The following is a 25,538-nucleotide window of genomic DNA, read 5'->3' on the forward strand; positions in this document are numbered from 1 at the left end:
GAATTTATCTCCGCAATCAAAGAATTTTTCGATGTGACCCTACCAAAAGTTGCAGGTTCGCTGGTATCCAGAATTACGGATAATTTTCAGCTACTCAAACCTGCATCTTCAAGTTGAATGGGTATAGTCGTTCTGAAGTCATCGCACAATCAGGGATGGTTGCAACATCACAGCCGTTAGCTACGCAAGTAGGCTTACAAGTATTAAAAGACGGTGGTAATGCCATTGATGCAGCTATTGCGGCAAATGCAGTGCTTGGTCTGGTTGAACCGACTGGGTGTGGAATTGGTGGTGATTTATTTGCCATTGTTTGGGATAACAAAAGCAAGCAACTTTACGGTTTAAATGCCTCTGGTCGTTCACCACAAAGCTTGTCTTTTGATACTTTAAAAGCACAAGGTGACTACATTCCTGCTTATGGGCCATTGCCTGTGTCGGTACCTGGTGCAGTAGATGGTTGGTTTGAGTTACATAAAAAGTTTGGCAAAACACCAATGAAAGCCTTACTCCAACCTGCTATCGACTACGCTGAAAATGGCTTCCCTGTGTCTGAACTGATTGCTTATTACATGCAAAAAAGTGTGGCTGCTCGTGGTAAATATCCAGGCTTTAAAGATGTTTATATGCCTGGTGGGGCAATGCCTGAAAAAGGTGAAATCTTTAAGAACCCTGCCCTTGCAAACACCTATCGCAAAATTGCCAAAGGCGGCCGCGATGCCTTTTACAAAGGCGATATTGCTAAAGAAATTGGTCGCTACATGAAAGAAAACGGCGGCTACTTATCGTATGAAGATTTAGCTGCGCACCATAGTGAATGGGTTAAGCCTGTGAGCGCCGATTATAGAGGATATACGCTTTGGGAATTGCCACCAAATGGCCAAGGTATTGCTGCACAGCAAATTCTGAATATTCTTGAAGGTTACGATATCAAAGCTATGGGCTTTGATAGCCCTGAATACGTACACACCTTTGTTGAAGCGAAAAAACTCGCGTTTGCAGATCGTGCAAAGTATTACGCCGATCCAGCGTTTAACACCATTCCCGTACAAACACTTATTTCGCAGCAATATGCTGACCAAAGACGCAAACTGATAGACCCTAACAAAGCCGCAAAACGCGACCACGCAGGCCCAGTAGAAGGCGATACCATTTATATGACGACCGCCGACAAAGACGGCAACATGGTTTCGCTTATTCAAAGTAATTACCGTGGCATGGGCTCAGGCATGACACCGGCAAAATTAGGCTTTGTATTGCAAAACCGTGGCGAAATGTTCGCCCTTAAAAAAGGCCACATGAATCAATATGAGCCAGGCAAACGACCATTTCATACAATTATTCCTGCGTTTGTCACTAAAGATGGCAAGCCATACATGAGTTATGGCGTGATGGGCGGTGCCACACAACCACAAATGCATGCTCAAATACTTATCAACATGATTGATTTTGGCATGAACCTACAAGAAGCTGGTGATGCACCGCGTATTCTGCACACAGGTTCATCGCAACCAACCGGTGAAATCATGGAAGACGGTGGTTTTGTTAGCTTAGAGTCAGGTTTTTCGATGGAAACCCGCCGCGAGTTAATGAAAAAAGGCCACACCTTACAAGACGCGGTTGGCCCATACGGTGGTTATCAAGCTATATTGAAAGACCCAAAAACCGGCGTTTATTACGGCGCATCAGAAACCCGTAAAGACGGACAGGCCGCGGGGTATTAGGCTCGGGAGCTAACTCCCAACCACATACCCAGCAAAACCAAGCACTTTAAAATACTGTTTTGGGGTGCTGAAGCGGGTTTCATTCATTAACTCTGAAAAACGAATGCGGTCTAATGGGTAAAACTCGTGCTCTAGGTTGTGGCGCATGCGTTCTACGCCGACTTCGGTCAAACCTAACTGCGTACAGAGCTGTAGTTGAGACTCGCGCTCAAAAGCGGTTTCAGGGCGCATTAAATCGGCAATATATAAGTTGCTCGATTTTTTAAGTTTGCTGTGAATCGCTTTTAACAGCGCTTTTTTATCGCCGTTATCTTCAACAAAGTGCATTACCAGTAAACACAGTGCGGCGTCACATTGAGTGTCGATGTTGTTGATATCACCGCAGTGAACTGTCACGCGGTCGCTGATGTTATGCTGGCCAAACTGTTGCTCGGCAATATCAAGCATGTCTTGTGAAATGTCTTGAGCAATAAACTGCCAGCTTGGTTTTAGCGCCGCTAATTCGATGATTTCTTTACCAGTTCCGGCACCAACCACTAAAATGCACGCATCATCGCTCAGCGTGGTTGCTAATTGGGCTGCGGTTGCTTGATGTAATAGCTCATAACCTGGAACTAGGCGCAAAATGCGTTCGTCGTAGTGATTTGCTTCTTCGTGATTAAAAGTTGGCATGCTAATCCTTTAAATAACTGAGATGGTCGAATAACCACCTGGTTTTTTCGCTACATGCACTTGCGTGGCAACGCGTTCGGTCATTTCTGATACGTGCGAAATAACCCCTACTTTGCGGCCTTGTGCTTGTAGTGAATCAAGAGCATCCATCGCGATGCTTAACGTTTCACTGTCCAACGTACCAAACCCTTCGTCGATAAACAAAGAGTTTATTTGTACTTTATTCGACGACAATGAAGCAAGCCCAAGCGCCAGTGCTAACGACACCAAAAATGACTCACCGCCAGATAATGTATTAACAGAGCGCTGCTCATCGGCCATGTCTTTATCGATAATAGCGATATCGAGCGTTTGCCCTATGGCTGTTAATTTGTAGCGTTTATTTAGAGTCTGTAAATGACTATTCGCGTAGTGCAGCAGTATTTTTAAGGTTTGCGTTTGCGCTAAATTACGCATGGTTTTGCCGCTGGCATCCCCCAAGACCTTATTGAGTAAATGCCAGTGCTCATAGCTTTTTTGCTGCTCAACTAATTGCTTTTGTTTATCTTCAAGCGCTTCGCTATTTTGTTGATGGGTTTTAAGCTCCGTTGCAACTTGCAATAATGCGTTATTCGCTTGTACTTGTTGCTCTGTGACTTGATTAAGCTGTAATTGCAGCTCATCTTCACCGAGAGTTGGCTTATCATTTTGATGCTGAGCCAATGCCTGTTGTCGTTGTTTTAAAAGCGCCTCTGCGTCTTTTAAGCTACTTTCGCTGGTGTGATAATCTGCCAGAGTTTGTGTAATTTCAGCGGGGCTTATCGTTAATAACTGACTAACGGCTTGCTCATCCAAGCTTGGGTGCTGCGCTTTAAAATCGTTAAACCACAGACTAAAGCGCTCATTAAGTGCCCCTTGCTCTGCGGCGAGTTCTTTTTCACGCTCGTCAAAATTGGCGATTTGAATGGCTTGTTCGTCACGCGCTTTCACCGCATTACTATGGTTTGTCTGGGCAAGTTGCAGTGCCTGTTGCGCTGAATCTATCGCCTTTTCAAGCTCTGCTATAAACTCATCTACCGATATCGCCGCGTTACTAAATAAGCCCTCGCGCTTTGATTGTATCTGCGTTAATTCGTTTTGGGTTTGGCTTAGTTGCTCGTTGTACTGAGTTAAAGAGGCATGTGCTTCGTTAAGCTGCGGCGTTACATGTGCAAGGTGCTGCTCAATGGCTTTTAAGTTCGTTTTAAGTTCATCCGCCGTTTGAAGCGAAGCTTGATAAGCCTCAACGTGTTCTGCAATGTTCTCTAAAGAAATGTTCTGTGTATTGAGTGCTTGCCACCAAGGTGCACTGGCGAACTGTTGATTTAGTGCGGTATAGAGCTGCTGATGCTCATCATTGAGCTCATTTAAACGAGTTTGCAGATTATTTAGCTGTTGCTGCAATTCATTTAATTGCTGCTCTTTGCTATGTAGCGCTTGCCCTTGTTGATTGTACTCAGCTTGCTTAGCTGCAAGCGTGTTTTGCAGTTGTTGTTGCTGCTCGAGGGTTTTGTAGTATTGCTGTTTTTGCAAGCTTAGCTGTTGCTGACGCTCGTTCAACTGATCTTCGGTTAAATCATTTAGCTCAGTACGATTAGCCGCCATGGTTTCTTTGAGGCTTTGTTGTTGCGCGCTTAGCTCTGAGATTTGCCCAGTTAACGAGCTTATCTGTTGGCTGCATGCCGCCAGCTCATTACTTTTAGCTTGCTGTAATGCGTGTAGAGTATTTAAATGCTGTTTGGCATTAGTTAGCTGGTTGGTAAAGTCGTTAATAAGCTGGCTAAATTGCTCATTAACCATTTCTTCATGTATAAACGGGTGCTCTTTTGAGCCACATACTGCGCACGGCTCCCCTGCTTTTAAAGTGGCACGTAACTGGCTGACCCCTTCACTGGCTCTTAACTGCACTTGCTGTAAGTTTTGCTCACAAAACGAAACCTGCTGCTGTGCTTGCTCTGCACCTTGCTGCGCATCTTTTAATGCTGTTTGTAGTTGCTGCTCAGTTTGGCTTAATGTGTTTAGCTGGGTTTGCCAATTTTTTAATTGCTGATGATTAGTTTGCCATACTTGGCGCTTTTCAATCAGGTGTTTAATCGCCTCAAGCCCCGCATCAATATCCGCCATTGATTGGGTGTTTAAACTCGATTTAAAGGCGGTATCTTGCTTATTTAGGCGCTTAATTTCTTGCTCAAGGGCTTGGTATTGAGTTTTACACTGCTGCGCAGCTGCTTGCTGCTCATCAATTTTAGGTTGAAGAGCTTTTACGTTTTGCTGTGATTGGCTAATTGTGTGCTGTTGCTGACTAAAGCGGCTTAACTCACTTTTAAAGAATGACCAGTCTTTCGCTAATGGTTGCCATTGTGCGTGTGTTTCTAAATAGCCATTGATTTGCGCTTGTTGCTCTAGCTGTTTTTGCTGCTCGGATTTATGGCTATTTAGTGTATTAGTCAGCTCTTGATGATGGTGTTTCGCTTTCTCTGCGTGTACTTTTTGCGCCGCTGCTTGCTGGTTTAAAACCGCAAGTTGCTTATCTAGCTCACGGGCCTGACTGATAATAGGTTGCGCGTCTTTTTGTGCTTGCTTAGATTGGTTTAGTTGTGCGGTTTGCTTTTCAAGGGTTTGCTCAGCGTCTTTGATCAGCGTTTTATGATCAACGTTTAAAAGCTGCTTACGGTTTTTAATTAGTTGCTCATGTTGAACGCTAAGAGTCGACACACGTTCGCGGTTATCTTTTATTTCTAGGCATTGCTGAGCTTGTTTCGCTTCAGTGGCTTTTTCAGCAAGCGCGTGCATTTGTTGCTGTAACTCTTGCTTTGCTTGCTCAGCTTGGTTTAGTTGTTGCTGCTGCTGAGATGCTTGCTTATACCAAGTTTGGTACTGTTCAAATTGTTTTATTTGTTTTTGCAGCTCAGTGAGCTTAGCTTCAAGAGCCGTTTGCTCTGCTTGTTTCGTTTTGACCTGTTCAGGGCTTAAAACCTGATAGTTGCTTAAACTTAGCTTTAACTGCTCTAAAGCTTGCAGCTGTTCACGATGGCGCTCAAAAATTCGCTGACCTATACGGCTGAATTTGTCGGTGCCTGTTAAGCATTCAAGTAGTTGCGCACGCTCATCCCCAGTTGCTTTTAAAAAAGCGGCAAATTCATGCTGTGCAAGCAGTACTGCTCGTGAGAACTGCTCAAAGCTCAAGCCGATAATACGCTCGATTTCTTTACCAGCAGCACTCCTATCAGCAATTAGGGTTTCATCAGGTAATGAGTAGAGGCTATGTTGTGCGGGTTGTAATTTGCCATCGGCTTTATTACGCGCTCGGCTAAAGCTTAATCTTGCGCGATATGATTGTTTGTCTTGGCCAATAAAGTCGACTTCGGCAAAGCCCTGCCCTGCCCCGCGGCGTAATAAGTTTCGCGAGTCATTGAGTTTGATATTGTCGCCGTTAAAGTCAATTTTATTGCCAGTATCGCCGCGTAATCTTGCTGTTTTGTTATAAAGCGCTAAGCAAATGGCATCGAGTAATGTGCTTTTACCCGCCCCGGTATCACCCGTGATGGCAAACAACCCCGCTTCTTTTAAAGGCGAAGCGCTAAAGTCGACTTCGGCGTCTAAGATAGAGGCTAGTTGATGAACACGAATCGCTAAAATTTTCATAGTAGATCCTCCGCATTCAATTCATCGATTACTTGGCTTAATAAGCTTTCTAGCTCTTTTGGTACAGCCTGCCCTGCCATATCTTTATTATTTGCGAATGCCTGCTCTAAAAGTGAGTGTGGGTTCAGCGCTTCAATTTGTGAGACATCTTCAAATAGGGTTTGTTCATCGTCTTGCTGGCTGCTCTGTTGACGAACCCTTTCAATGCCACAGAACTTAACTTGCTTACCTTCAAGGGCTTGTTCTATTTGTTCTCTGAAAGTGGTGTCAGTGTCATGGGCGCTCAATTTAACCCGCAGGTATGGCGCTAAATCTTCATCTGTTAAATCGAGTTGTTTTATAAGCTCACATAGTTCGTTTAGTGGCACACAGTCTTTTTCTGGCAGCAACATGACTTTACAAAAGCTAGGAATGTAAAGGGGGTTTACAGTAGTACCTGAGTCACTAAGCTCAACTATCACAACTTGATGCTGATAGCGTCTTTCAGAAAATGACATCGGCATTGGCGTGCCACTGTAGCGAATGGTGTCTTTCTTGGCGACGGTTTGAGCTTTATGTAGATGCCCTAGCGCGACATAATCAGGTTGATCTGTAAATATGCTAGCCGATATTGCATCTTCGCCACCAATAACCAAGTTACGTTCAGAATCTGATGAGATGTCTCCGCCTTTTGCATGTAAGTGGCCCATCGCAATTAATGGCGCATTTGGTAATTCACTTGCGGCTTGTAATGCATCTTTATAAGCAAGGGCAACGGCTTGGTTATAACTTAACGGCTGCTCTTGTTGGCGGTTATAGCTGCTTAAATCACTGCTACGTAAAAATGGCATGGCAACAACATTCGCATCGCCGTTTTTTGTGCTGATTGGCAGTACTACTTCATGAGGGGCGTTACTATCAAAGCGGCCAACAACATGCGTATCAAATTGAGCTAATAAAGGTTTTGCAGCCATTATTCGATTTGCTGAGTCGTGGTTACCAGCAATAATGACTATGTGTAAGTCAGGGCAATGCTGCTTGGTGGTTTTAATAAATTGGTAGAGTTGGTTTTCTGCGCTGGCAGGTGGTGTTGCCGTATGATAAATGTCACCCGCAACTAGCAGTAAGTCGATCTGTTCTGAAACAAGCGTATCGGTTAACCAAGCTAAAAACGCTTGATGTTCATCGAATCGGGAGTGCTCGTAGAATTGTTGGCCTAAATGCCAATCAGATGTATGAAGGACTTTCATTTAACGCTCTTATTATTTATTAAGAGCGTCAATATACCTAAGCTGAGCCAAGATGCCCAGCCTGGCTTGCTAACTTAAGCTATACCAGGCAAATACAACCATAGGTAACGCCAGTAGAGCCATAATTAATGGTACTTTAAGCGCTTTAGTTTGCTTTGCTTGTAATATTTTAAGTGCATTACTTTCATTACAAGCTGCTACTTTATCAATATAAAAATACCCTGAATCTAGGTACTGTTTACAATTTTGTTCGTCCGCTGGAATTGCAATTAGTTCTTGTTGTTTTTTTAGGATATAAAAATCCATACGCTCACCGAATTCTATGCTGATTACCAAAACATTTTGAGGCGCAATTACGAACTACGCAGACCCCAAAATCAAAAAAGTGGGCGATTTTAAATATAAATGGCAGTAAATTTCAATAGAAAATGCCATAAAATTTAATTTATTGCGAAAATAAATATAACAAAGGATAAAATTATGAAGGCAGTTGGGTAAATCAGCCATTTTTTTGGCCTTTTTATCACCGGGTTTGTGCGCGATAATGCATCTGACTCATCACAGGCGGCAATCACTTCTACAAATTCAAAACCACGATTTTCGTACTCGTTAAGAATTGCTTCTTGAGCTGGAATGGCTGCTAAACGAGAGTCTTTCTTTACTATATAAAACTTCATCTAATCACCCTTCATTTTTAAGCTTATGTGCAAAATTTGACGGTATCTTTATTACACTTCAGTCACACTATTTTATGCATTTAACAGACCATTTAATCTTTCTTTAGATAGTTAAACTAGTTAAACAAAAACCTTTATATTTAACATTAATACTTTGGCATGAATTTGTGCTGAACTAAAATTGAGCAAGTGTAATGTAAACCCCCTTTACACTTGTACTTAAAAGGCTATTTGGCAGGACAAAAATAAATAGTTTTAAAAGTATGAATACTACCTGAAAAATACCGCACTTTATCGTTATTTTATTGCAACTTTGTTAGCAGTTTGAGAAGGTACGCTCACGCAAAATTTACAGGATTAACAATGAAAAAAGCAGTTTTAACGCTGAGTGCTTTGGTATTGCCTTTAGCTGTATCGTCTACGGTTATGGCATCATCAGTTGAGCAAACAAAAGGTTCATTTGTTGACAAGTTTCGTCAACTGGATGAAGCACTCCCAACTCCCAATGTTTATCGTAGTGCCGCTGGAGCACCTGCAGAAAATTACTGGCAGCAACAAGTTAACTACGACATCGACGTAAAGCTTGATGAGAAAAAACGTCGTTTAACGGCAAGTCAGAAAATTGAGTACAAAAATAATTCACCTCATACATTAAAGTATCTTTGGTTACAGTTAGACCAAAATATCTTTAAATCTGACTCAATTGCAGAAATGACATCAACCTTCAATGGTAAAACACTGCAAGGTGACCCTCAGCCAAAAGCGACAAAACTGAGCTTAGGTCAGTTACGTCGTCAGCAGTTTATGGCTGACAATGAGCTGGGCTATCAAATCGCCAATGTTAAAGACGAAGACGGAAAAGAGCTTAAAGTAACTGTGGTTGATACCTTAATGCGTATTGATCTAAATGAGCCACTTAAACCGGGTAAAGACGTTGAGTTCAGCATGGACTTCGCCTTTAACATTGTTGAAGAAGATGCCGTGGGTGCTCGTTCGGGTTATGAGCACTTTGAAGAAGATGGTAACGATATCTTTTTGCTAGCACAGTGGTTCCCGCGTCTTGCTGCATACACAGACTACGAAGCATGGACAAACAAAGCATTCTTAGGAAGTGGTGAGTTTACGCTTGAATTTGGTAACTACGATGTAGAGATCACCGTGCCAGCTGATCACATTGTATCGGCAACCGGTAAACTTGATAATGCTCGTAATGTACTGACTAGCACGCAGCGTAAACGTTTAGAAGAAGCTGAAAACGCTAAACGACCTGTTTTCATCGTGACTGAAGAAGAAGCGCTAGAAAACGAAAAAGAAGGCACTGATAAAACGAAAACATGGCATTTCAAAGCTGAAAATGTTCGTGACTTTGCATGGGCTTCTTCACGTAAATTTATGTGGGATGCTAAAGGCTATCATCAAGGTGGTAACGATCAGCCGTTAGTGATGGCGATGTCTTTCTACCCGAAAGAAGGTGGCGACCTTTGGAAGAAGTATTCAACTGAAGCTGTCGTTCATACAATGGAAGTGTATTCGCGCTTCTCATTTGATTACCCTTACCCTGTTGCTCAGTCTGTAAATGGCCCTGTAGGTGGTATGGAGTACCCAATGATCACCTTTAATGGACCGCGAACTGACCTACAAGACGATGGTACTCGTACATACTCACAAGCTGAAAAGCGCTTCTTAATTGGCGTTGTAATCCACGAAGTTGGTCATATTTACTTCCCTATGGTCGTTAACTCTGATGAACGTCAGTGGACGTGGATGGATGAAGGTTTAAATAGTTTCTTAGATGGAGTTGCAGGTCGTGAATGGGACCACACAATTCCGTGGGGAGTTGAGCCTCGCGATATCGTTGAGTATATGAAGTCAGAAAACCAAGTACCAGTGATGACTCAGTCAGACAGCGTATTGCGTTTAGGCCCAAATGCTTACACTAAGCCTGCGGCGGCACTTAACATTTTACGTGAAGTGATCCTTGGCCGTGAGTTATTCGACTTTGCATTTAAAGAATATGCACAGCGTTGGAAGTACAAACGCCCTACTCCGGCTGATTTTTTCCGTACTATGGAAGAAGCGTCTGGTGTTGATTTAGATTGGTTCTGGCGTGGCTGGTTCTACACTACAGATCACGTTGATATCTCGCTAGATAAAGTTTACCAACTACGTCTAGATACGAAAAACCCAGATATCGACTTTAATCGTTTACGCGATATCGAAGCTGATAAGCCAATGCCGTTATTCGTAAAACGTAATAAAGAAGAAGGTAAAAAACTGTGGGTTGAAGAAAACCCAGATGTAACTGACTTCTATGACGAAAATGACCGCTTCACGGTAACTAATAAAGAGCGTAACGCGTATAACAAATTCCTAAAAGGCTTAGAACCTTGGGAACGTAAAACGTTTGAGCGTGCAATCAAAGAAGATAAAAACTACTACGTACTTGAGTTCTCAAACTTAGGTGGTTTAGTAATGCCTATCTTATTAGAGCTTACTTATGAAGATGGTACGAAAGAAGAGCAGTACATTCCTGCTGAAATCTGGCGTCGTAATCACAAGCATGTTCAAAAGCTCATTGTCACTGACAAGGGTAAAAATCTAGTGTCTGTTACAGTTGACCCGCGTTGGGAAACTGCGGATGTTGATGTAGAAAACAATAACTATCCGCGTCGTATTATTCCATCACGTATTGAAGTGTACAAACGTGAGAAGAGTAAAGCGAAAGTTAGCCGCGATATCATGCAAGATATTAAAACTGAGCTGAAAAAAGACGACGAAAAAGATGCTGAGGAGCAACAATAATGCGCTTTGCAGCCATTATTTTTGCTTTATTACTGAGTGCGCCAACTATGGCGCACCAGTTAAAAGCGTCTGTAACAACGGTACTTTTTAATAAACGCACTAATAATATTGAGCTAATGCATCGCTTTTATTTACACGATACTGAGCATGCGGTAGAGCACTTATTTGACGGTCATGCTGATATTTTAAGTAATAAAGACGACCAAAAGCGTTTTGCTGATTATGTTGAGTCACATATTGCCCTACAAACTTTAGATGGTAAGCCGCTTGAGCTTAAAGATGTGGGTGCGCAAGTTGATGGTAAATTCTTTTGGGTTTATCAAGAAGTAACGATCCCTGAGGGAATTCATGGTATTCGAATGAGCAACGGAGCATTACGTGACCTGTGGCCAGCACAAGTTAATATGGTAAACATTGAAGGCAAAGGTAAAGTTAAAACTCTTACGTTTAGTCAAGATGACACTTGGCTTGAGGCAAGGTTTGAGCCTGTTGAACCATAATTTTCTTATACTAAAGGATTAAAAAACTTACTTTTTTAATCCTTTGATCCTTTAATTAACTGATTTCGTAAACTATCTTATTAATGGGCACCAAAACTTTCCCAATTCTCATATACAGGGATTTATATGACTATCCATGACAACAATATACGCGGTGTAATCTTCGACTTAGATGGTACCTTGGTTTCTTCTGAACTTGATTTTTCATTAATCAAAGCACAGGTTGGTTGTCCTGTAGAAAAAGACTTACTCGCTTATATCGCTTCTTTACCTTCACCTTATATGCGTGAAGAAGCGATGAACATAGTACATCAGCATGAATTGTTAGATGCCCAGCACTCACATTTACTTCCTGGTGTTGCAGATGCCATCACACGGTTAAAAGAAAACAATATCCCAATGGCAATTGTTACTCGAAACTATGACCGTGCTGCTGCCATTAAATTAAAGAATAACCCTTTACCTATAGAAACAGTGTTAACTCGCTCTGATGCGCCTGCTAAGCCTGATCCAAGCGCCTTGAATGCTATTGCGACATTATGGGAGCTTGATCAGTCTGAGCTACTTTATGTTGGTGATTACTTATTTGATATTCAAGCTGCCCATAATGCAAATATGCGCGCTTGTTTGTACGCTCCGGATGAAATTCCTGAATACGCAAATCAGGCTGATTACGTACTGCATCATTTTTCAGACTTACCTAAATTGGTTGGGTCATTTCAAGAAAATAAGATGTTATGTTAAATAGACTTGTTTTTTATTTTTCCTGAGATTTATTGTTAGTTTTTTATTTTTCAAAATGCCCTAGTACTAGCCCAAGCGTTCATGAGTTGCTAAAATATCGGCAATTATCAAATGTATTCATAGAGGCATAAGATGGGCAGAGCATTTGAAGTCCGCAAAAACGCCATGGCTAAAACAGCCAATGCAAAAACTAAAGTAAATTCTAAGTACGGTAAAGAAATCTACGTTGTTGCTAAAAATGGCGAACCTGATCCAGAAGTTAACCAAGCGCTAAAGCGTATTATTGAGCGTGCGAAACGAGACCAAGTACCAGCACACGTAATCGATAACGCAATTAAAAAAGCGGCCGGTGGGGCAGGGGAAGACTATTCTCCAGCACGTTATGAAGGCTACGGCCCTGGTAACTGTATGGTTATTGTTGACTGTTTAACTGATAACCCTAACCGTACTATCAAAGATGTACGTTTACCGTTCACTAAAACAGATTCAAAAATTGGTACACCGGGTTGTGTAGCGCATATGTTCGACCACTTAGCTGTTTTAGGCTTTGCCGGTGATGACGACGAAGTGGTACTAGAAGCGCTAATGATGGCTGATGTAGACGTAACAGATGTAGAAGTAGAAGATGGCAAAGTGTCAGTATTCGCTCCTCACACAGAGTACTACAAAGCAAAAACAGCCCTTGAAGAAGCATTTGAAGGTATTAACTTTGAAGTAGACGAGATCACGTTTGTTCCACAAGTTCATACAGACATCACAGATCCAGATGATATCGCAAACTTTGAAAAGTTTATTTCTATGCTTGATGACTGTGATGACGTGCAAAACGTTTATCACAATGCGATTGTCAAAAACTAATTTTTAAAAAATTAGTACGTATTAGTATGTAAAAAGGGGCATTTGGTAACAAATGCCCCTTTTTTAATAGATTTTTATTATGCCATGAATGATGAGTATTCACTGTCGTTATGAGTTCAATTGATATTAGTCAAAAAAAAGCAGCCCTTAGGCTGCTATGAACGACACATGAAACTCGAAGGAGAGTTGTGTAGTGGCTAATTTAACGACTTATATTTTATACGGAACGCATGCAATAATGGTTCAGTATATCCACTAGGTTGTTTAACTCCCTCTAAAACAAGGGCTAACGCTGCTTGATAAGCAACGCTTTGCGCTAAGGTTTCGGCTGAATCAGCCATATTTTTGTAAGCAGGATCACCTTCATTTTGGCCATCAACGACTTTCGCCATGCGTGCCATGGTTTTTCTAATTTGCTCTTCAGAACAAACACCATGATACAGCCAGTTGGCCATGTGTTGGCTTGAAATACGCAGTGTGGCACGGTCTTCCATTAAGCCAACATGGTTGATGTCAGGTACTTTTGAGCAGCCAATACCTTGGTCAATCCAACGCACAACATAACCTAAAATACCCTGTGCATTGTTATCAAGTTCGGCTTGAATATCTTCTTTGCTTAAGCTGCTGGCATCTTTCATAAGCGGTGGAGTGAGTAAGCTGGTAAGGCTTGCTTCTTTACGGTCCATAAGCGCTTTTTGACAAGCAAATACATCAATATCGTGATAATGCATTGCATGCAGCGTTGCAGCAGTAGGAGAGGGTACCCACGCGGTATTTGCACCACTTTTCGGGTGACCACTTTTTTGTTCCATCATTAACGCCATTTTATCTGGCATTGGCCACATACCTTTACCAATTTGTGCTTTACCACTGAGGCCTGTAGCTAAGCCAATATCAACGTTGCGGTCTTCGTATGCGCTGATCCAAGGCTCAAGTTTAATAGCGCCTTTTGGCAATACTACACCAGCTTGCATTGAAGTATGAATTTCGTCACCAGTACGGTCTAAGAAACCGGTATTGATGAATACAACACGGTTTTTAGCCTCGAAAATACAGGCTTTTAAGTTAGCTGAAGTGCGGCGTTCTTCATCCATAATACCCATTTTAATGGTGTTTGCAGGCAAGCCTAGCAGCTGCTCAACGCGGGTAAATAGGGTATTAGTGAATGCCACTTCTTCCGGGCCATGCATTTTTGGTTTAACAATGTTAATGCTATTAGCCGTTGAATTTTTAAGGGTGCTTGTGCCTTTTAAATCATGAAGCGCTGCGGTGCTGGTGATAATGGCATCCATAATGCCTTCAAACACGTCATTGCCTTCACTATCTTGGATAGCTGGATTTGTCATTAAATGGCCAACGTTACGCACAAACATCATGCTACGGCCTTTAAGCGTGATTGTTTCGCCATTTACACCTTGATATTGGCGGTCTTGTGCTAAACGGCGCTCAATGGTTTTGCCATCTTTGTTAAATGCTTCTACTAGGTTTCCTTGCATTAAACCAAGCCAGTTTTGATAGACGTTTACTTTGTCTTCGGCATCAACGGCAGCAACGGAATCTTCACAGTCCATAATCGTTGTGAGGGCTGCTTCAAGTAGTACATCTTTTAGGCCTGCTTTATCTGCTTGGCCTATTGGATGATGATGGTCGATTTGCAGTTCTATATGTAAGCCATTATTTTTCAATAAGATAGAGCTAGGATTTTGCGCTTCACCTTGGTAGCCAATAAGTTGTTCAGGGTTAGCTAGGCGAACCTGACTGCTGTCACGTAATGTGATTAAAAGCTCATTATTTACCACTGCATAGCTGGTGCTTTCGATGTGTGAACCATTTGCTAAAGGTAATGCTTTATCGAGGAACTGGCGGGCATAAGCCATTACTTTAAAACCGCGTACTGGGTTGTATGTAGAGCCTTTTTCGGCGCCGTCATCTTCACTTAAAACATCAGTGCCGTACAGCGCATCATACAACGAGCCCCAGCGAGCATTCGCTGCATTTAAGGCAAAGCGTGCATTGCTCACTGGCACAACAAGCTGCGGCCCCGCGGTGCTGGCGATTTCAGGCTCAACCTGCTCGGTTTCGATGCTGAAACTAGCTGGCTCAGGAACGAGGTAGCCAATCTCTTCAAGGAATGCTTGATAATTCGCTGCATCCCATACAGGGTGCTGCTTGTGATAGTCATCAATCTTAGCTTGCAGTTGTTCGCGTTTTTCTAAAAGCGCACGATTGATAGGTGTTAGTTCGTTGACGATATCAGCAAAACCTTGCCAAAAAGTATCTGTGCTAATGCCTGTTCCTGGTAGAAGTTGCTGTTCAACAAACTGTGCAAGTTGTTGATCAACGCTTAAACCGTTAAGTGAGAGAGTGGTCATAATAATGTCCTTTAAACGAGCGTAATTTGATCATTCATGGTTCAACCATATCGTAAAAAAGGCTAATAAGCAGGCTATTTGCCATTCACTAAAAATATAGTGGTAATAACAACTATAAATTTACTAAATCCAAAAAATCCGCCTAATGTTGAATTAAGCGCTACGAAGCAAACGCCAGTAGCCACTCTCACTAACAAAAAATAGATAACCCGTTCGAAGGACTTTTATTATGACAACATATCAACGCGAAACCGATAACCTAGCTACTTTATGTCAAACACAAGGCAAAACGTGGCAGTCAATCAACCCTGAATACGCAAGCCGTATGCGCTTACAAAACCGTTTTCGTACGGGTCTAGACATTGCTCAATACACTGCAGATATTATGCGTGCAGACATGGCAGCCTACGATGCTGACCACAGCCAATACACACAATCATTAGGTTGTTGGCATGGTTTCACTGCACAGCAAATGATGATGGCAATTAAACGTCATAACAAAACAACTAAACGTAGCTATGTATACCTAAGTGGCTGGATGGTTGCGGCACTTCGCTCTGAGTTTGGTCCATTACCTGACCAAAGTATGCATGAAAAAACGTCTGTTCCAGCGCTAATCGAAGAAATCTATACATTCTTAAAGCAAGCAGATGCACGTGAGCTTGACCACCTTTATAAAGACCTAGACCAAGCGAAAGCAAACGGCGGTGACGTTCAAGCTGTGCTAGATAAAATTGATAACTTCGAAAGCCATGTTGTGCCAATTATTGCTGATATCGATGCGGGTTTCGGTAACGAAGAAGCAACTTACCTACTGGCTAAAAAGATGATTGAAGCGGGTGCATGTGCTATCCAAATCGAGAACCAAGTATCTGACGCAAAACAATGTGGTCACCAAGCAGGTAAAGTAACTGTACCGCATGAAGATTTCTTAGCAAAAATTAACGCTGTTCGTTACGCATTCTTAGAACTGGGTATTGATAACGGTATTATCGTTGCTCGTACTGACTCATTAGGTGCAAGCCTTACTCAAAAAGTGCCTGTATCTAAAACACCTGGCGACCTTGCTAGCCAATACACGTCGTTCCTTGAAACAACACCAGTAAACAGTGTTGATGACTTAAACGAGGGCGACACAGCAATGAAGCTTAATGGCCAGCTTTGCAAACCAACACGTTTAGATAATGGTTTATACCAGTTCCGTGAAGGCACAGAGAAAGACCGCGTAGTTCTAGACTGTGTAACTAGCTTACAATCAGGCGCTGACTTACTGTGGATTGAAACAGAAAAACCAAACGTTAAACAAATCGCTGAGCTTGTTAACCGCGTTAAAGAGCAAGTACCTAATGCTAAGCTGGTATACAACAACTCTCCGTCGTTCAACTGGACACTTAAATTCCGTGAGCAAGTATATGCTGAGTGGCAAGAGCAAGGTAAAGACTTATCAGCTTACCCAAGCATCGATGACAATAAGGCATTAATGGCACCAGAAATGGATGACACAGAGCTTGCAGCGGCAGCAGACGTACTTGTGCAAAACTTCCAAAAAGATGGTGCACGTGAAGCGGGTATTTTCCACCACTTAATCACGCTACCAACTTACCATACAGCGGCGCTAAGCACTGATATTCTATCAGAAGGCTATTTCGGCGACCTAGGCATGCTAGCGTATGTTCGCGACGTACAACGTCAAGAAATTCGCCGTGAGCAAGCATCAGTGAAACACCAAGACCTAGCAGGTTCTAACATTGGTGATACTCATAAAGAGTACTTCTCTGGTGAAAATGCGCTTAAAGCCGGTGGTGAAGCAAATACTATGAACCAGTTCTAACCAAGTTGTAAAATGTAATATTGCTTTATAGCTATTCAATAATGTTGTTAGGGGCCTTCGGGCCCTTTTTCACATTTTAGCTATCAGCTTTCAGCCGTCAGCCATCAGACTCGCATCTCTCACCTTGCACCTCGCATCTCGAACCTCGCATCTCGGATCACTCTTTAACTAAGTCTTGGATCAGCCATTTACTAGCTTTATAAAAATACAGATCACGCATTTACCAGCTTAAAAATTTTAGATCAGGATTTAACTAGCTCCGCCTTATAAGCCTTAATTTAGGGGGTGTTGCCTTATTACTGCCTCTAGAATCGCTAAAATTGGCTCATATAAACGGCAATATACTGCTGTTTTGTAAACTCTATCGATTTATAAACCGAATTTTTATCAACTCACGTCATTGATAAACCGATTTTTTACCAACTCAATATCCTCATAAACCAAAATTTTACTAACTGAAGCTAGGTTTTTAGCGGCACAAACCGATTTTTTACTAACTCAAGTTACTGATTTTGTCTATAAACCGATTTTTTACCAACTGCTTTTGGATTAATGTCCGATATTTAAAAAAGGTATGTAAGGAGTTACTCACATTTTGACTGTAAAGGGGGTTTACAAGGGGAAGCTGGAAAGGAGAAAGTTAGCAAGTAGCAGCGGGGTTGCCCCGCGTTATAGTTTTATTAGATAATGTTTCGGAAATGGCGCGATATAAAATCGCGCCTACAATGCTTTGCTAACTTGCAACTACTTACTATGTTTATCAAACCACCATTGAATATACGCGACTTTACTCATCAGGTTTGATGGGCGAGCGGTAATACCATGTGATGCATTAGGAATACGCACCATGGCGGTATCAACACCTTGTAGCTTTAACGCTTGGTAAAACTGCTCGGTTTCAGAAATCGGCGTGCGATAGTCTGATTCACCGGTTAACAGCATGGTTGGTGTTTTTACATTGCCCACATAGCTAATAGGTGAGCGCTTCATGTAGTGCTCAATATTGTCCCATGGCTTACCAGGGAACCAATAATCAGCAAAGAAAGGGTAGAAATCAGCAGTTAGTACAAAGCTGATCCAATTGATAACAGGTTTAGCAACAACAGCTGCTGCAAAGCGGTCTGTATGACCCACAATCCAAGCTGTTAATACCCCGCCACCTGAACCGCCGGTAACAAACAGTTTGCTTTCATCAATAAAGCCCTTAGCGATGACAGCATCTACACCTGTCATCAAGTCATCAAAGTCATTACTTGGGTAGTTATGATGAATTGTTTGCGCAAACTCTTTACCGTATGAGTCACTGCCGCGTGGGTTCATATAAAGTACAACATTACCTTTGGCTGCGTATAATTGCACTTCAGGGCTGAAATGAGGGCCATAGTTTGCAACTGGACCACCGTGGATCTCTAAAACAAGAGGGTACTTTTTGTTTTTGTCAAAGCCCGGTGGGTATGCAATCCACCCCTGGATTGCTAAGCCGTCATGGCTTGATTTAACCCAAATCTCTTCAACTTTGGCAAGCTCTTTGTCGCCCAGCGCATCTTCATTTAATTGCGTTAAACGAGCCGTTTTACCACGCTTAATTAATGCTACATCAGCTGGGCGCTGGGTATCAGCGAGTGTGAATGCAACTTCACCATCTTCACTGACATCAAAGTCACCACCTGAATACGGGCGACCAAAGGCGACACTACCAATTTTGTCGGTAATTACTTTATGTTTACCACTACGCGGTTGGTAAGCTAGATGTGTTTTACCTTCGCTATCGTAGCTAAAATAAAGACCACTGCCGCTATCATCCCATTTTATATCTTCGACACTACGATCTAAATCTGCTGTGAGTACCGAGGTTTTTCCTGATTTCAAATCTAGTAAATAAATGTCGTTGTTTTCATAGTTAGTTTTTTTGTCATCATAGCCTGTATAAGCAAGATAACGACCATTAGGTGACACTTTTGGGCGTGAATCAGGTCCAACACGGTCAGTGATTTGTGTGATCGATAAATCACTTAAACTTAGTTTATAAACTTCTGAATTTGTTGGTTTCAGTTCATTATCTGTATGGCGATTAGCAGAAAAATAAAATGCATCACCTTTTTTGTTAAAGCTAATAGCTCCGCCGTGATCAAAATCACCAGAGCTCAATTGACGTGCATTGCCGCCCGTTGCACTGATAATAAAAAAGTGACGATAACCTTTTTCTGAGTAACCACCGCCATCAGCACGATAATAGGTATCGTCAATATATTTAGCTGGCTCTGCCCACTTAGCGCCTTCAGGCTTACCCGGTAAAGACACAGGGCTTGCTGATTTTGCTGGCACAAACTGGCTAAACACCAATTGTTTGCCATCTGGCGTCCAAGTTAATCCGCCGGGGCTTTGCGTTAGGTTACTAATTTTTGCTACGTTACCGGTTTTTAACCATTTCACATAGATTTGGCTACTACCATCACGGGTAGAAATAAACGCTAAACGTGTTTCATCTGGTGACAGCACCGGTGAGTAATCCATATGCACGCCAGACGTTAGCGGCAGCATGGTTTTACCATCTGGGTTTACTGACCAAATATTACTGACTTTACGGTCGCTTTTGATATCCATGCGATTACGCACAAAGTAAATTGTATCGCCATTTTTTGTCATTTCTATTTGGTTGGCGTATTCAAGATCAAAAACATTTTCAAGCCCAAAGGTATTACTAGCTTCGGCGTGGCCGTAAAAGCTAGCAGCTGCAAGCAGTGCTAAAGACGTTTTAAACTTCATTTTATTTCCTTGTTAGTGAGCAGTGTTTAATCTGTTATAAAGTAACAACCATCAGAAATATAGTCCATTGCGATGAATGGAGAAATCAATAGACAGATGGTCATTTCCCTTTTATGTTGAGTACAGACACTTTTAAACGTAAGGAGCACACAATGATAGGTTACATCATGTTAGGCACAAACAACCTAGCTAAAGCAGTAAAGTATTACGATGAATTGTTCGCCACTCTAAACGCCGAGCGCTTTTTAGAAACTGACCGCTTTGTCGCATGGAGTACAGGCCAAGATAAGCCCGGTTTTGCGGTTACCAAACCTTATAACGATGAAAAAGCCACTGTAGGTAACGGCACCATGATTGCTCTAGCTGTTGAAACCCCAGCCCAAGTAGATGCCTTTTATAAGAAGGCCATAGAATTAGGTGGCACAGACGAAGGCGCCCCCGGCCCACGCGAAATGCCCGGCTTTTATGCGGGGTACTTCAGAGACCTAGACGGTAACAAACTTAATGTGTTTTGTTTTACGCATGGATGAGGGAAGTTAGCTGTCAGCTATCAGGTTGAAATTCAAAAGGGGTAGCAAGGGGAAAGTTAGAAAGAGTAAAGTTAGAAAGAGTAAAGTTAGAAGTAGCAGCGGGTTTACCCCGCGTAATGGTTTTTATATATGACGCGGCATAAAGTCGCTGCTACAGGTTAGTGTGAAGCTAGTTTATATTTCGGATATGGCGCGATACAAAAGCGCGCCTAAACTAGCTAGTACCTCCTACCTCGTTTCTCGAAACTGAAAAACACTCACCACTCCAAAGTTGTATTTATTTTAGGAAATAGTTGCCTTTTTCACTATTTATTGGTGGAAATATCAACTATGCTTTTGCGTGAATACTTCATTATATTGATTTATATGAGGTTATATTGTTGGTTCGATAATTGCTCCAGTATTTTTACAAACACTTTTAAAGGAAATAAAAATGAAAAATACGCTAACGATTACCCTTCTTGCTGTACTGCTTTTGGTTTTGTATTCACAGTTCACAGAAATAGCCTATAAATTTGGTTTTGCTGAGCTCAAACTTAATGCGGTTTTAGAAAACAGTGAACATATGAAAGTAAAATGTGATGTTTATTCGCTTGGCTTTTTTGATGAAATAAAACTGCAAAATAAATTTCAAAAATGCATCAATGATTATGAAGCTGAAGGCTACGAAATCGTTAGCAGAACAGACCAGTAATAGTTTTGAGTAGGCGCCATGCATGGCGCGCCGCTGCATCGCACAACTGCCAGCGCTTCGCGCGAAATAAATTTCACGCCTACAAAAACTGATGGCTGACGGCTGAAAGCTGATGGCTAGTTCCCCTACCAACTTCCGCTTATTTTCATTACACTGCTCCAATATAAAATAATTATAAAAATTGAGAATGATCATGACGTCGAAACTTTTTAAACCTCTTGCTTGTGTATTTGCACTGAGCCTTTTGGGCTGTGGTGGAGGTGAGGTGTTTACTTCCCCTGCTAGTAGTGAATTTGCCCATGGCAATGAGCTACTAAGTGCCACGGCGCTAACCGAGGATGCGAGTCACGCGTTAGTGGCAAGCCAATCTGAGGTGTGCGTTTGGGATAATCAGTTAAAAGCGCGTCTATATGATTGTATAACAGGGCAGGGCGCTGAACATGTTGAGCTGGCAGGCTTTAGCGCTAACAAATCTCTCTTTTTCATTTCAAATCGATTATCGGTGACTTTATACGATACTCGCACAGGGCGTAGTATTGGCACTTGGCTCACTGGACAAGAAATCGCTAGAGACATCGCTATTTCAGCCGTAGGCGATACGTTGGTTATCGCTTATCGTAGCGGCAAGGCTGAGGTGATAAATACCCGCACAGGTGATACTAAGCGTTTTGATATTCATCGTTTAGATATTAATAGCGTGGCGTTATCGGCCGATGGTCAGTGGGCGTTTACCGGCTCAAGCGACAAGTACGTTAAGCTTTGGTCAACGAACGATGGCAGCACTCGCTTTGAAGAGCGTTTAGCGACTAGAGTGAATCACGTTACGTTAAATAAAACAGCGAGCTTGGGCTTTGCAATTGACTCGGTTGATGATCGTGTATTTTTTGATTTAGCCAATAAAAAAGAGCTATCTGAAGTGTCTTCATACTCTAACTTTATTGAATTCACTGCATCGCAATTTATTAATCAAGATAAATGGCTATTAACGGGCTCACCAAAAATGAAGATGCGTTTATATCGCGTTGCAGATGGTGAACTCATTGCTGAATACGAAGCTAAACAACAGCGCCAACGTACGTCAGTACTAAGTGTGGCTTACGATGGTAAGCAGCTATATTCAGAAACCAGTGACGGCCTATTGCAAGCTTGGCCTTATAAACCAAATAAAAGCTAAAACAAAAACGCCTACTTTATGTAGGCGTTTGTTTTAAATTACGATTAAATTAGTAATCAAACTTATGCTTAGAAAACAGGCTTTGTACTTGTTGCCAAACTGCACCAGGTTTACCATCGCCAACTAACTTACCATTTACTTTTACGACTGGGCCAACTTCTTTAGTGGCGCTGGTGATCCATACTTCGTCGGCATCAAGTAACTCATCTTTACTAACAATGCGCTCTTGCACTTTAAAGTCACTGTGGCTGTGTAGAATGTTGATTATTAACCAGCGGGTTATTCCCGGTAAAATTTGGTTATCAAGAGGTGGAGTACTGATCACGCCATCTTTTACGATAAACACATTACTTGAACTTGCTTCGGTAATTTCTTCTAAGCGATTAAATAGAATGGTTTCTTTGTTACCCGCTGCTGCACCATGTTGGTAATGGATCACGTTGCCAAGCAGTGCCGTTGATTTAATATGGCAACGTTGCCAGCGACGGTCTTGTTCAAGCGATACAGTGTAAGTTGTTGCGCTATCTATGTCGCTTTTTGGCTCTGCCGGAATTTCAAAAGCAAACGCAAATACGGTTGGGGTAATATTCGTTGGGTAGCCGTGGGCACGTTTAGTGTCGGCGCCGCGACTAACGTGTAAATAAATCCCTAGGTTATCACCTTGGTTTTTCTCGCATAAATCATTACAGATTTTACGCCACGTATCGGCAGTGTAATCGAGCTTAATTTCAAGCTCATTTAAACCGTTATTCATACGTTCAATATGTGCACCAAAACCAAGCATTTTGCCGTGGTATGATGGGATCACTTCATAGATACCATCGCCAAATAAGAAACCGCGATCCATTGGTGAAATCTTTGCTTCATCAGCGCCAAGGTACTCACCGTTTAGGTATACCGTCCCCATTGTTAAACCTCATTCTCTGTCGTAAAGCCGCCAAGTTGGCGAAGCCGAGTTATTAATTGTTGGCCATGCATCGCGTGCAAGCCGTCTTCGGTGAGCTCATTTTTATGGGTGACGCCATCGACACTACCGCGCTCACTTAGGTAATTTAAAATGTTGAGTGGCTCAATATCAGCCAACAAATCTGTGTGATGCCAGCGACTTAAAAAAGCAATTAGCCCGTATGCCGCCCAGTTAGATACATCAGCAAGTAAAAGCTCATCGCAAGGGGTTATACAAGGAGTAATGTTAAGTGCTTGCATATGCTGTGCAAGGTTACCCATGCCTATTTCGTTACCGCCATCACCAATCGCTATGGTGGGGCAAGGTGCTTCTGTTATAAAAAAATCAAAGCAGCCGCAATGCTCAGAAATATCAATACCGCGCATATTGTAATAACGCTGATGTTTGTTAAGCCCCGGTCGTTCTATTGATAAAACACAATCAGGCTTTAACTGCTCAAGGGCTTTAATGCTAAAGGTGCGGGCATTTTCAATACTGTTAATCGGCAACTCAAAACAGTTAAAATCGTTTTTTAGTGCACTGTAAAGGGGGTTGCCAGTAACCAAAATCGGCTGTTTACCAAGCTTTTCGAGTACTTTGTAAAGTGCTATAGCACCTACCGGGCCGTCGGTTTCGAAGGTATTGTTGACCGCAAAGCCAGTTCCAATCAACACGGTTCCTTGCGCGTGATGAAGAGATTTTGCCGCACGTAAATAGGTGCCAGTCTCTTGCTTGGCGTACAAGTGCTGCATACCACGTGGATTTTGCTCAACCATCATGGTTTCAATGTGTGTGCTGAGCGAGTCGTCGCTTAGGCTTGCTGACATAATGCTTTGATCTCTTGAATTAGCGCAATACCCGCTTCATTATCGCCGTGTACACAGAGGCTGTCGGCATGAAGAGCCAGTTGCTGACCGCTTCGCGTTGTCACTGTGCCATGCTCCAATAGCTGCTTTACTTGTGCGATTAATGCTGATTTATCGTGAACACTGCCTGCAAGAGAGCGTGATACGAGCTTTCCTTCATCAGTGTATTGCCGATCGGCAAACGCCTCTAATATCAGCTCGAGTTCAAGCTCGTTTGCCATGGCTTGATGTTTGGCAGAAAGATTAGTTGCTAAAATCATTAACTTTAATGGCTTAGGATAACTAGCAACAGCACGCATAACGACATTTAAAATACGCTCATCGCTCATCATATCGTTATATAGCGCGCCATGAGGTTTAACATATTCAAGCGTTAAACCATGTACTGCAGCCATCCCATCAATGGCTGCAATTTGATAATAAAGACAATTGCTCAGCTCTTTGTCACTCATTGCCATAGAGCGACGTCCAAATCCCTGTTTATCAGGGTAACTTGGGTGCGCACCAATGGTAACATTATGCTGCTTGGCAAGAGCTAAGGTTGCGGCCATTACATCGGCATCTCCGGCATGAAAACCGCAGGCAATATTAGCCATATCGATATGCGGCATTACTTGCTCGTCGAGGCCCATTTTCCACATTCCATAGCTTTCGCCAAGGTCGCAATTGAGTTTTATTGTCATATTAAAAGGCTGCCATTTTGCTGTTTGGAATATCGGTGATCAGCATATGCCCTGGGCTGTGGGTTATACAAAAGTCAGGTGCTGCATTGGCAATGGCTATTTGTGGGGTTACACCACAGGCCCAAAATACCGGTACCTCACCTTCACGAATGCTAACCTGATCGCCAAATTCAGGTTTATTAATATCCTTAATCCCAATTGCTGCAGGGTCACCAAAATGTACTGGAGCGCCATGTACCCCCGGAAAGCGACTACAAATTTGAATCGCCCGAATAGCATCGGCAGGTTTCATCGGACGCATGCTTACTACCATGTTAGCATGAAAAATCCCCGCCTTTTGGCATGCGATATTTGTAAGGTACATGGGAACATTTCTTTGTTCAGTAATGTTACGAATTTCAAGTCCTGCTGCAATAAGTGCTTCTTCAAACGAGAAAGAACAACCAATTAAAAAAGTGACTAAGTCATCACGCCAATACTCGGTAATGTTAGTTACTTCTTTAATCATTTGACCATTTTTGAAAACGCGATAACGTGGTAAGTCACTACGAATATCAATATCTTCCCCAACCGTAGGCATATCGGTTACGCCTGGTAATCGACTTGTTGCAATGATTGGGCAAGCTTTCGGATTTGCCTGACTAAATTGCAAAAAATCAAACGCGTATTGCTTGGGTAAAATGACCAAATTTGCCTGTACGAACCCTGGCGCAAAGCCAGATGTATTTCCGCTGTAGTCGCCCCCTCTCACTATTTTACGAATAGCGGCAGGGGTGGTTAATGATGCATCTTTTTGCATGTGTCTCTCCT

General features: G+C 42.4%; 19 protein-coding genes and 2 pseudogenes. 10 read left to right on the forward strand and 11 right to left on the reverse strand.

Annotated features, from left to right (window positions below):
- Both L1267_RS19905 and ggt read left to right on the forward strand, forming a co-directional pair.
- A pseudogene (locus L1267_RS19905) lies at positions 1–117 on the forward strand (IS630 family transposase); the annotation flags it as partial.
- Between the two features lie 8 nt (positions 118–125).
- Positions 126–1,721: pseudogene (ggt, locus tag L1267_RS19910) on the forward strand (gamma-glutamyltransferase); the annotation flags it as partial.
- Positions 1,722–1,730: 9 nt separating this feature from the next.
- Here the strand turns inward: ggt and L1267_RS19915 are convergent.
- From L1267_RS19915 to L1267_RS19935, 5 genes are all read right to left on the reverse strand, one after another.
- Positions 1,731–2,393 (reverse strand): class I SAM-dependent methyltransferase, encoded by a 663-nt coding sequence (locus L1267_RS19915; protein ID WP_235383903.1) that lies wholly within the window; start codon positions 2,391–2,393, stop codon positions 1,731–1,733.
- 9 nt (positions 2,394–2,402) lie between these two features.
- The gene (locus L1267_RS19920; RefSeq protein WP_235383904.1) at positions 2,403–6,056 is read right to left on the reverse strand and encodes an SbcC/MukB-like Walker B domain-containing protein; all 3,654 of its coding nucleotides are present in this window, start codon (positions 6,054–6,056) and stop codon (positions 2,403–2,405) included.
- Entirely contained in the window at positions 6,053–7,285 is a 1,233-nt protein-coding gene (locus tag L1267_RS19925; RefSeq protein WP_199526125.1) for an exonuclease SbcCD subunit D C-terminal domain-containing protein, read from the reverse strand. The genes L1267_RS19920 and L1267_RS19925 overlap by 4 nt, the downstream gene beginning before the upstream one ends.
- Positions 7,286–7,354: 69 nt before the next feature.
- Positions 7,355–7,591 carry a hypothetical protein gene (locus L1267_RS19930; RefSeq protein ID WP_135926670.1) on the reverse strand — a complete coding sequence of 79 codons (237 nt, stop codon included), beginning with the start codon at positions 7,589–7,591 and terminating at the stop codon, positions 7,355–7,357.
- Between the two features lie 134 nt (positions 7,592–7,725).
- A complete protein-coding gene (locus L1267_RS19935) occupies positions 7,726–7,962 on the reverse strand; it encodes a hypothetical protein (protein ID WP_135926671.1) in 237 nt (78 codons plus the stop codon).
- Positions 7,963–8,325: 363 nt separating this feature from the next.
- Between L1267_RS19935 and L1267_RS19940 the strand changes: the two genes are divergently transcribed.
- The 4 genes from L1267_RS19940 to L1267_RS19955 all read left to right on the forward strand — a co-directional run bounded on the left by L1267_RS19940 (position 8,326) and on the right by L1267_RS19955 (position 12,866).
- Positions 8,326–10,764: a M1 family metallopeptidase gene (locus tag L1267_RS19940; RefSeq protein ID WP_138558807.1), complete on the forward strand. Its 2,439-nt coding sequence runs from the start codon at positions 8,326–8,328 to the stop codon at positions 10,762–10,764.
- Positions 10,764–11,264 carry a DUF6702 family protein gene (locus tag L1267_RS19945; protein ID WP_199526124.1) on the forward strand — a complete coding sequence of 167 codons (501 nt, stop codon included), beginning with the start codon at positions 10,764–10,766 and terminating at the stop codon, positions 11,262–11,264. The genes L1267_RS19940 and L1267_RS19945 overlap by 1 nt, the downstream gene beginning before the upstream one ends.
- A gap of 126 nt (positions 11,265–11,390) precedes the next feature.
- Positions 11,391–12,008, forward strand: coding sequence for an HAD family hydrolase (locus L1267_RS19950; protein ID WP_135926674.1), 618 nt, complete (start codon positions 11,391–11,393; stop codon positions 12,006–12,008).
- 132 nt (positions 12,009–12,140) lie between these two features.
- Positions 12,141–12,866: a YebC/PmpR family DNA-binding transcriptional regulator gene (locus L1267_RS19955; RefSeq protein WP_105180590.1), complete on the forward strand. Its 726-nt coding sequence runs from the start codon at positions 12,141–12,143 to the stop codon at positions 12,864–12,866.
- A 197-nt stretch (positions 12,867–13,063) separates the two neighbouring features.
- Here the strand turns inward: L1267_RS19955 and L1267_RS19960 are convergent, their stop codons facing one another.
- The gene (locus tag L1267_RS19960) at positions 13,064–15,238 is read right to left on the reverse strand and encodes a malate synthase G (protein WP_206769079.1); all 2,175 of its coding nucleotides are present in this window, start codon (positions 15,236–15,238) and stop codon (positions 13,064–13,066) included.
- Positions 15,239–15,467: 229 nt separating this feature from the next.
- Here L1267_RS19960 and L1267_RS19965 point away from each other — a divergent pair, with 229 nt between their 5' ends.
- Positions 15,468–17,069, forward strand: coding sequence for an isocitrate lyase (locus L1267_RS19965; protein WP_199526123.1), 1,602 nt, complete (start codon positions 15,468–15,470; stop codon positions 17,067–17,069).
- 744 nt (positions 17,070–17,813) lie between these two features.
- Here the strand turns inward: L1267_RS19965 and L1267_RS19970 are convergent.
- Positions 17,814–19,835, reverse strand: a complete 2,022-nt coding sequence (locus L1267_RS19970; protein WP_199526122.1) for a S9 family peptidase — start codon at positions 19,833–19,835, stop codon at positions 17,814–17,816.
- A 152-nt stretch (positions 19,836–19,987) separates the two neighbouring features.
- Here L1267_RS19970 and L1267_RS19975 point away from each other — a divergent pair, with 152 nt between their 5' ends.
- From L1267_RS19975 to L1267_RS19985, 3 genes are all read left to right on the forward strand, one after another.
- Positions 19,988–20,365 (forward strand): VOC family protein, encoded by a 378-nt coding sequence (locus L1267_RS19975; RefSeq protein WP_054563159.1) that lies wholly within the window; start codon positions 19,988–19,990, stop codon positions 20,363–20,365.
- Positions 20,366–20,798: 433 nt separating this feature from the next.
- On the forward strand, positions 20,799–21,059 hold the full coding sequence (locus L1267_RS19980) for a hypothetical protein (protein WP_199527426.1): 261 nt from the start codon (positions 20,799–20,801) through the stop codon (positions 21,057–21,059).
- Between the two features lie 193 nt (positions 21,060–21,252).
- Positions 21,253–22,233 (forward strand): WD40 repeat domain-containing protein, encoded by a 981-nt coding sequence (locus tag L1267_RS19985; protein WP_199527427.1) that lies wholly within the window; start codon positions 21,253–21,255, stop codon positions 22,231–22,233.
- 49 nt (positions 22,234–22,282) lie between these two features.
- On the opposite strand, the gene L1267_RS19990 is transcribed toward L1267_RS19985, so the two are convergent.
- From L1267_RS19990 to L1267_RS20005, 4 genes are read right to left on the reverse strand one after another with little or no spacing between them, the layout of a single operon-like run.
- On the reverse strand, positions 22,283–23,140 hold the full coding sequence (locus L1267_RS19990; protein WP_135926680.1) for an aminotransferase class IV: 858 nt from the start codon (positions 23,138–23,140) through the stop codon (positions 22,283–22,285).
- A 2-nt stretch (positions 23,141–23,142) separates the two neighbouring features.
- Positions 23,143–24,006: a DUF4392 domain-containing protein gene (locus L1267_RS19995; protein WP_199527428.1), complete on the reverse strand. Its 864-nt coding sequence runs from the start codon at positions 24,004–24,006 to the stop codon at positions 23,143–23,145.
- The gene (locus tag L1267_RS20000; protein WP_235383907.1) at positions 23,991–24,722 is read right to left on the reverse strand and encodes a 5-oxoprolinase subunit PxpA; all 732 of its coding nucleotides are present in this window, start codon (positions 24,720–24,722) and stop codon (positions 23,991–23,993) included. The genes L1267_RS19995 and L1267_RS20000 overlap by 16 nt, the downstream gene beginning before the upstream one ends.
- A gap of 7 nt (positions 24,723–24,729) precedes the next feature.
- Entirely contained in the window at positions 24,730–25,527 is a 798-nt protein-coding gene (locus tag L1267_RS20005) for a putative hydro-lyase (RefSeq protein ID WP_135926682.1), read from the reverse strand.
- Positions 25,528–25,538 lie beyond the last annotated feature (11 nt).

Origin of the sequence: Pseudoalteromonas sp. OFAV1 (genome assembly GCF_021532595.1) — a bacterium.
Classification (GTDB): domain Bacteria; phylum Pseudomonadota; class Gammaproteobacteria; order Enterobacterales; family Alteromonadaceae; genus Pseudoalteromonas; species Pseudoalteromonas lipolytica_C.